The 7,229-nt window shown below is 39.0% G+C and carries 7 protein-coding genes; all 7 read left to right on the top strand.

Annotated features, from left to right (window positions below; translation table 11 throughout):
- Positions 1–361, top strand: a 361-nt coding sequence (locus tag KKC91_01560; GenBank protein MBU0477243.1) for a LamG domain-containing protein, incomplete at its 5' end; no start/stop codon positions are given.
- Positions 362–387: 26 nt separating this feature from the next.
- Entirely contained in the window at positions 388–1,500 is a 1,113-nt protein-coding gene (locus KKC91_01555; GenBank protein MBU0477242.1) for a glycoside hydrolase, read from the top strand.
- A gap of 109 nt (positions 1,501–1,609) precedes the next feature.
- On the top strand, positions 1,610–2,566 hold the full coding sequence (locus tag KKC91_01550; protein MBU0477241.1) for a zinc-binding alcohol dehydrogenase: 957 nt from the start codon (positions 1,610–1,612) through the stop codon (positions 2,564–2,566).
- Positions 2,567–2,569: 3 nt separating this feature from the next.
- Positions 2,570–3,610 carry an amidohydrolase gene (locus KKC91_01545; GenBank protein ID MBU0477240.1) on the top strand — a complete coding sequence of 347 codons (1,041 nt, stop codon included), beginning with the start codon at positions 2,570–2,572 and terminating at the stop codon, positions 3,608–3,610.
- Positions 3,603–4,754, top strand: coding sequence for a glycoside hydrolase (locus KKC91_01540; GenBank protein MBU0477239.1), 1,152 nt, complete (start codon positions 3,603–3,605; stop codon positions 4,752–4,754). The genes KKC91_01545 and KKC91_01540 overlap by 8 nt, the downstream gene beginning before the upstream one ends.
- A 53-nt stretch (positions 4,755–4,807) precedes the next feature.
- The gene (locus KKC91_01535) at positions 4,808–5,815 is read left to right on the top strand and encodes a Gfo/Idh/MocA family oxidoreductase (protein ID MBU0477238.1); all 1,008 of its coding nucleotides are present in this window, start codon (positions 4,808–4,810) and stop codon (positions 5,813–5,815) included.
- Positions 5,815–7,125: an aminotransferase class III-fold pyridoxal phosphate-dependent enzyme gene (locus KKC91_01530; protein ID MBU0477237.1), complete on the top strand. Its 1,311-nt coding sequence runs from the start codon at positions 5,815–5,817 to the stop codon at positions 7,123–7,125. Before KKC91_01535 ends, KKC91_01530 begins: the two co-directional genes overlap by 1 nt.
- The last annotated feature ends 104 nt before the right edge of the window (positions 7,126–7,229 follow it).

The raw sequence follows: 7,229 nt of genomic DNA, 5'->3' as shown, positions 1-7,229 counted from the left end.
ATTCTACAGGGCCGAGAAGACGCCATCTTGTGTTTTCTGCATCTCAGACGGAGCAAAATATGATGTAATCCAGCCCCAGACTCCTGAGATCAAGAAATGGACTCATCTCGCTGCCACGTTTGACGGGGAAATTATGAAACTCTACCGAAATGGGACCCTTGAGAAAAGCCGTGCAGCCAGATGCAAAGCGAATGTTAAAAACGTTCCCATATGGATCGGCCGATCGCAGGGAATTGGTAGCAAGCCCTATTTTAACGGCCTGATCAGTGATGTTCGCTACTACAACCGTGCTATTTCAACTGCCGAGATTAAAGACCATTACGAATCCGGCATAGAGTGTAAAGGTCCATACAACTTCTGAATCATTGTAAACATAGGGAGAATAAAATGTCTACTCAACAGCAGGATGGAACAGTCAAGATTAAAAATTTAATTGTTTATGAAAATGAAAAAAGCTATTGTGCTTTTCCGAGCATTGAGAAGCTGCAGAATGGAAATTTAATTGTTGTATTCCGCAAGGCAGCGCGGAGAAAAAAAGCAACACACATAGATACAACTGCCAAAGCAGTGATGGTTCAATCCTCTGACGGAGGGAAAACATGGAAGGACGAAAAAACTGTTTATGAATACGAAGATGCATGTGAGGTACAGGATCCTTCTATCCGCCAGCTGAGTGACGGAACACTGCTTGTAAATTTCTTTAAATGGCGTGTGGGAAAGGATTCATCGTTACCCGCAGACGCCCGTCGTAATTCGCGCGGTTATGGAGGAGAACTGCGTGCATGGACGGAGGGGACTTTTGTTGTGCGTTCATACGATAGAGGAAACACATGGGAAAAAGAAGCAATAAAAGTAGATTCTCCGACAGGCGGTGTTACTTGTTGTACTACTGAGCCGGTATTAGAACTGTCAGACGGGGAACTGCTCATCCCATTGGAAGGAAATTATGAAGGAGAAAGTCAACGTGCTCTGGTAATGCGGTCTCAGGACAAAGGAGAAACATGGAAGGATACAAGCACAGTTGCCTATGACCCGTTCGGCAGTTTAAGCTTTCATGAGCCGACTCTTCTGGCTCTGCCGTCAGGTAAAATCATATGTATGATGCGAACCCATATGAAAGGGGAACTTGACTATGGATATTATTTATTCCAGTCTGAATCTGAAGATAGAGGAAGAACATGGAGTGTTCCTCATAAAACAGATATGTGGGGACATCCTGCCAATATGCTATGTCTAAAGAACGGAAATATATTCTGTGCATACGGATACCGTAGACCGCCGTATGGAATAAGGGCATGTCTGAGTGAAGACCAGGGAAAAACATGGAACCTGAAAGATGAGATTGTCATCCGTAGTGATGGAAAAAGCTTTGACTTGGGATATCCAAGTTGCATTGAACTTCCTGATGGGAGAATCCTGGTAGTATACTACTATCATCCATTGCAGGAAGACTGGTCTGAAGGGCATAGTTTGATTGCCGGAAGTTTCGTGACTCTTTAGGTTGAAAATATAGATGTGAGTGAGACATAAAAACAGAGTAAAATCTTGCGCAAAACTATTGAAAAAGTCAGAAGTACCAAAACATGTTAATAAATTCAGGAGAAAAAAGATGTATGAAAGAATTGTCTGGCCAAAAAAAGAGTGTGCGGAGATAGAAGAATTCTCTTTACCTGATACGCTTAAAGAGAACGAAATATTGGTGAAGACTCTCTTTAGTTCCATTTCACCAGGCACAGAAAGAGCCAACTTCCTGGCCCTCTCGAATACAGGAGCAACATTTCCGCGATATATAACTGCAGCCAGTGTCGGAGAAGTAGTAAAAACAGGCCAAAATACAAGAAACTTTAATGAAGGCGATAAGGTTGCATGTTTCGGAAAGCATGCAAGCTATGCAGTAGTCTCTGAAGAAAAATGTTATAAAATACCCGAAGAAGTTTCTCTTGAAGAAGCAACTTTTTTCATGCTGGGAGAAATTGCCCTGCAGGGAGTTAGAAAGGCAAGAATAGAATTAGGGGAAACGGTACTTGTTATAGGTCAGGGAATAATAGGGAATATTGCATTACAGGTAGCTAGAATAAGCGGTGCAATTCCAACAATAGCCTGTGATTTAAGTGAGAAACGTCTTGAAATATCCTTATCATGTGGAGCTAACTACTGTTTCTCTAAAAATATGGTAGAAGAGGTCAAAAATATAACTAACGGGAAAATGGCAGATATTGTAATTGAAGCCACAGGAAAGCCCAGTGTTATTCCTCTTGCCTTTAAATTGACTGCTGAAATGGGTAAAGTGATTTTATTAGGCTCTCCACGAGGTGAGACAACAATCAATTTTTATCCTGAAATCCACGTTAAAGGAATATCCATAATAGGAGCTCATGTAACATCAAGACCTCCCAGATGGACATTAAAAGATGATATAGACATTGTTTTAAAACTGATAGCTAACGGTTCTTTGAAAGTACAACCTCTTATAACCACTGTAGTTGATTACAAAGAGGCAAAAACTATATATTCGAAGATCGTAAATGAACCTGATGCTTTTCTTGGTGTTATCTTTAAATGGTGACATATGAATATAAAACTGCTTGATATTGATAGGCAAATATGGGATGAGGAGTTGGAAGATTTTGTGCCCAAAACTATCTTTGATGCTCATACTCATCTTTACAAATGGGCTCACACTATCAAACCACAGCAGGAGCAAAAAGGATGGCAGAAAACATTTGGCAAATCATTTCCTAATGTTAATTGGAGGCTTCTGAATACTGTAGATGAGCTACTTTTACCGGGAAGAAAAGTTCATCGGCTGACTGCTGGTATGCCTTTTGTCTACTGTAATTTTGAAGCAGCTAATTATTACACAGCCTCTGAGGTTAGTCAGGATCCAAAATCTGGAGCATTGATGCTAGTTCATCCGAGTATGTCGGCGAAACAAATAGAGAATGCTATAAAAAAATATGGATTTATCGGGTTTAAGCCTTACCGTTTCTACTCGGTAACAGGAAACCCCGTAGAATGTAGAATCACAGATTTCTTGCCAGAAAAACAGATTGCTATTGCAAACCGCTATGGACTTATGATTATGCTTCATATCTCCAAAAGAGCTGCAATTAGTGACGAAGAAAACCTCTCTGATTTGGAACGATTAACAGGGCTATATCCCAATGTAAAGTGGAATCTCTGTCACTGCGCCAGATCTTACTATGACAGACCATTAACGAAAGCAAGGGAAAGGTTAAAGAAGATTCCCAATCTTTGGTATGATATTTCATCAGTTTGTGATGCTGATACAATGGACATGCTTCTCTCTATTGCCGGTCCTGATAGAGTAATGTATGGAAGCGATGACATACCTATTGGTATCACCAAAGGTAAATATATTACATTTGGTTTTGCATGGACAGAACTTAATGAGCATAATCATCAATTTAATCTTTCTCATTGCAACCCAAATATGACTTTTGTGCGTTATGAGATGCTACGGGCGTTTCAGCGTGCTGTACGGCGTCAAGGATACGGTAAGAAAGAAATAGAAAACTTGTTTTATGGAAATGCCTTTAATCTTATCTCGTTAGCACATAAAAAAAGGATGAAAGAACTTAATGAATAAAAATGCCAAGATGGCAATGAAAATTATAGATAAAGGTACAATTATTAATGGGAAAAAAGATACAGCTCAGCAGAGCTGTTGTTTTCCAGGAATCTGTGTGCTTCCGAGTAATCGCTGGATATGCGGTTTTAGAGCAGCGCCTACAAAAAAAGGAACTGCGGGACAAAAGGCATTAATTGCATGGTCTGATGATGAAGGCAAAACATGGAGCGATTCAATTGATTACTTTGTGCCGCCATCTGTTGAGGGGAAACCAGGTATTTTTCGAGGAGTACGTCTGACAGCTCTTGGCGGAGAGAAGGTTCTTGCGACTTTATGCTGGGTTAATCATTCTAACCCCTATCTTCCTTTTTTTAATGAGAAAACGCAAGGACTTTTGGATTCAAAGATTTTCTTTTCATTATCCGAAGACAATGGCATAAGTTGGTCAAAGCCATGGTTAATGGATACAACCCCCTTTAAACAGCCAACACCAATCACAGGCCCTGTGCTTATCCTTTCGAATGGTGATTGGGCATGCCAATTTGAACTTAATAAACCTTATTACGATACATCAGAGTGGAGACATTCATCAGTAATGATGTTTTCAAAAGATAGGGGTAAAACCTGGCCAGAGCATGTTATTACAAGCAATGATCCAGAAAATGAAATCTTCTACTGGGATCAGAGACCAGCTGTCCTGACAGATGGAAGAATTCTAAATCTTTTTTGGACATATGATAATAATGCTGGAAAATATCTTAATATTCACGCACGGGAGTCCTTGGACAATGGACGCATCTGGTCAAATATGTGGGATACAGGTGTTGCGGGCCAGCCTGCTCCGCCAGTGTCGCTTCCAGATGGAAGCATTGGAATGGTGTTTGTAGAGCGGACTGCGGAACCTGTTATCAAAATGCGTATCGGTAAGGACAATGGTAGAACATGGTCAGATGATACAGAGGTTATTATATATAAAATAGACACTTCATCTCAGACATGGCAAAAGAAAAGCATGCAGGATGCCTGGGCTGAAATGAGCGAATTTTCGATTGGGCTACCCACAACAGGGCTTCTTCACAACGGAGATATTCTTGTAGCTTATTATGCAGGTCATTATGCTGATTTAACTGATATTCAATGGTGCCGAATTCGTCTTGTATAAACAAAGAATTATGCATGTTGAAATTAAAGAAAGGTTAGAAAGGAGTCTATACGATGAAGTTCTTAGTAATTGGTTTAGGTTCAATGGGAAAACGCAGGGTCAGAAATTTACTGGCGCTAGAGAAAGAAGATATTATTGGGTTTGATACTAAGAAAGATAGATGCAAAGAAGCAAAAGAAAAATATGGGATAGAAACATTTCGCTATTTTGAAGAAGCTTTAGTTCAGAATCCAGATGTCTTTATTATTTCTGTTCCTTCAAACCTCCATCATCATTACGCAATGATAGCCAACAAAGAGAAGAAACACTTTTTCACAGAATCTAACTTTCTTCTTGAAGGGATAGATGACTTAATTACAATTGAGGAGAAAAAAGAAGTTGTTGCTGTTCCAAGCTTTACCATGCCACATCATCCATCGGTAAAACTGATGAAAAAATTATTGGAAGAGGGGAAAATTGGAAAAGTTTTTTGCTTTACTTATCATCTTGCGGCGTATCTGCCTTTGTGGCATCCTTGGGAAGATTACAGAGAAGTCTATTATTCAAAGGAGGAAACATCAGGTGCTAAGGAGATGGTCGCTTTTGAATTAACTTGGTTGGTCTGGCTATTAGGAGACATAAAAAGAGTATCTTGTTTTAAGGACAAATTATCTGATTTAGAGACTGAGATTGATGATGTTTACCAGATTATCCTTGAATTTAAAAATGGGATTCTGGGACATATGTTAATTGAACTTGTTTCTCAACCATCAAGGAGAGAGATGAAATTAATAGGAGAAAGAGGAACACTTTTGTGGCATTCGGAAAAAGACTGTGTGAAGTTCTTCAATAACGGAAAAAAGAAGTGGGAAGAATTTAAAGAGGACGTCGGAATTGTGGAGCCAGGTTATTCGCTAAAAACCCATGAAGAGATGTACATTGAAGAAATAGATGATTTCCTGAAAGCCTTAAAAGGAGAAAAACCTTATCCTTATACATTTATACAAGAAAGAGAAATAGTGGATATTCTAAAAGCGATTAAGCAGAGTGCTGAAACAGGAAAAACTATGGAGGTAAAGTAATGAAAGGCAAAGGGCAGAAATTTTGGAACAGAGCAAAGAAGATTATTCCTGGAGGAACTCAGCTACTATCAAAACGCTCTGAGCAGTTTTTGCCTGACCAATGGCCGTCATATTATAAAAAGGCAAAAGGGGTGGAAATCTGGGATCTAGATGAAAATAAATACATTGATATGAGTATAATGGGTGTGGGATCATGTATTTTGGGATATGCTGATAAGGATGTGAACAAAGCAGTAAAAGCAGTGATAGATAATGGTTCAATGTCAACATTAAATTCTCCTGAAGAAGTTGAATTAGCAGAATTATTGTTAAGTTTACACCCCTGGGCAGAGATGGCAAGATTTGCCAGAACAGGTGGGGAAGCGATGGCAGTGGCGATTAGGATTGCCCGTGCATATACTAAAAAAGATAGAATAGCTTTCTGTGGTTATCATGGCTGGCATGATTGGTATCTTGCGGCGAATTTAGCTGATAATAAAAACTTAGATGGACAACTTCTTCCTGGATTAGAGCCATTAGGCGTTCCAAGATGTTTAAAAGGCACAGCTATTCCATTTACTTATAACAAAATAGACGAATTAAAAAACATTGTATCTAAAAATAAAAACATTGGTGCAATTGTAATGGAACCAATAAGACATCATGAGCCTGAAGATAATTTTTTAGGAAAAGCAAGGGAAATAGCAAATGAGATTAAAGCGGTGTTGATATTTGATGAAATAACATCCGGATGGCGAATGAATGTCGGCGGAATTCATAGGTTGTATAATGTCTATCCTGATATTGTGGTATATGCAAAAGCTATTAGCAATGGATTCCCTATGGCAGCAATTGTAGGAAAAGGGAATATTATGGATATAGCACAAACTAGTTTTATAAGCAGTACTTACTGGGCCGAAAGAATAGGACCTGTTGCTGCAATAACAACAATAAACAAACTCCGGGAAAATGATGTTCCTGCTCATTTAAATAAAATAGGAAAGATGGTTAGCAAAGGGTGGAAAGAATTGGCCAATTCCCATGACCTAAAGGTAAAGATTATGGGAATTCCTCCATTAACTACATTCATCTTTGATTATAAAGAGAAACAAATACTGCATACTTTATTTACTCAAGAGATGCTAAAGCGGGGGTTTCTAGCTTCCAAAGCTGTTTATGTCTCTTACAGTCATAAAGAAAAGCATATCAAAAAATACCTAGATAGTGTAGATGAAGTGTTCGGGATAATAAAGAAAGCCATTAAAAAGAATAATGTTCGTAATTTACTTAAAGGACCAGTTGCTCATACTGGATTTAAAAGATTGACCTAAAAGGAGACAGATATGCATATCAAAGAACTTTTTGATTTAACAGGCAAAGTTGCAGTAGTTACAGGCGGGGCAGGATTATATGGCAGGCAGATTGTGGCCGCTCT

This window comes from bacterium (assembly GCA_018812485.1).
GTDB lineage: Bacteria > JAHJDO01 > JAHJDO01 > JAHJDO01 > JAHJDO01 > JAHJDO01.
This window is presented reverse-complemented; position numbering and strand designations above follow the sequence as displayed.

Excerpts from the sequence above, each read along its gene's own strand:
- KKC91_01555 (MBU0477242.1), top strand. The coding sequence starts at position 388 with ATGTCTACTCAACAGCAGGATGGAACAGTCAAGATTAAAAATTTAATT.
- KKC91_01550 (MBU0477241.1), top strand. The coding sequence starts at position 1,610 with ATGTATGAAAGAATTGTCTGGCCAAAAAAAGAGTGTGCGGAGATAGAA.
- KKC91_01545 (MBU0477240.1), top strand. The coding sequence starts at position 2,570 with ATGAATATAAAACTGCTTGATATTGATAGGCAAATATGGGATGAGGAG.
- KKC91_01540 (MBU0477239.1), top strand. The coding sequence starts at position 3,603 with ATGAATAAAAATGCCAAGATGGCAATGAAAATTATAGATAAAGGTACA.
- KKC91_01535 (MBU0477238.1), top strand. The coding sequence starts at position 4,808 with ATGAAGTTCTTAGTAATTGGTTTAGGTTCAATGGGAAAACGCAGGGTC.
- KKC91_01530 (MBU0477237.1), top strand. The coding sequence starts at position 5,815 with ATGAAAGGCAAAGGGCAGAAATTTTGGAACAGAGCAAAGAAGATTATT.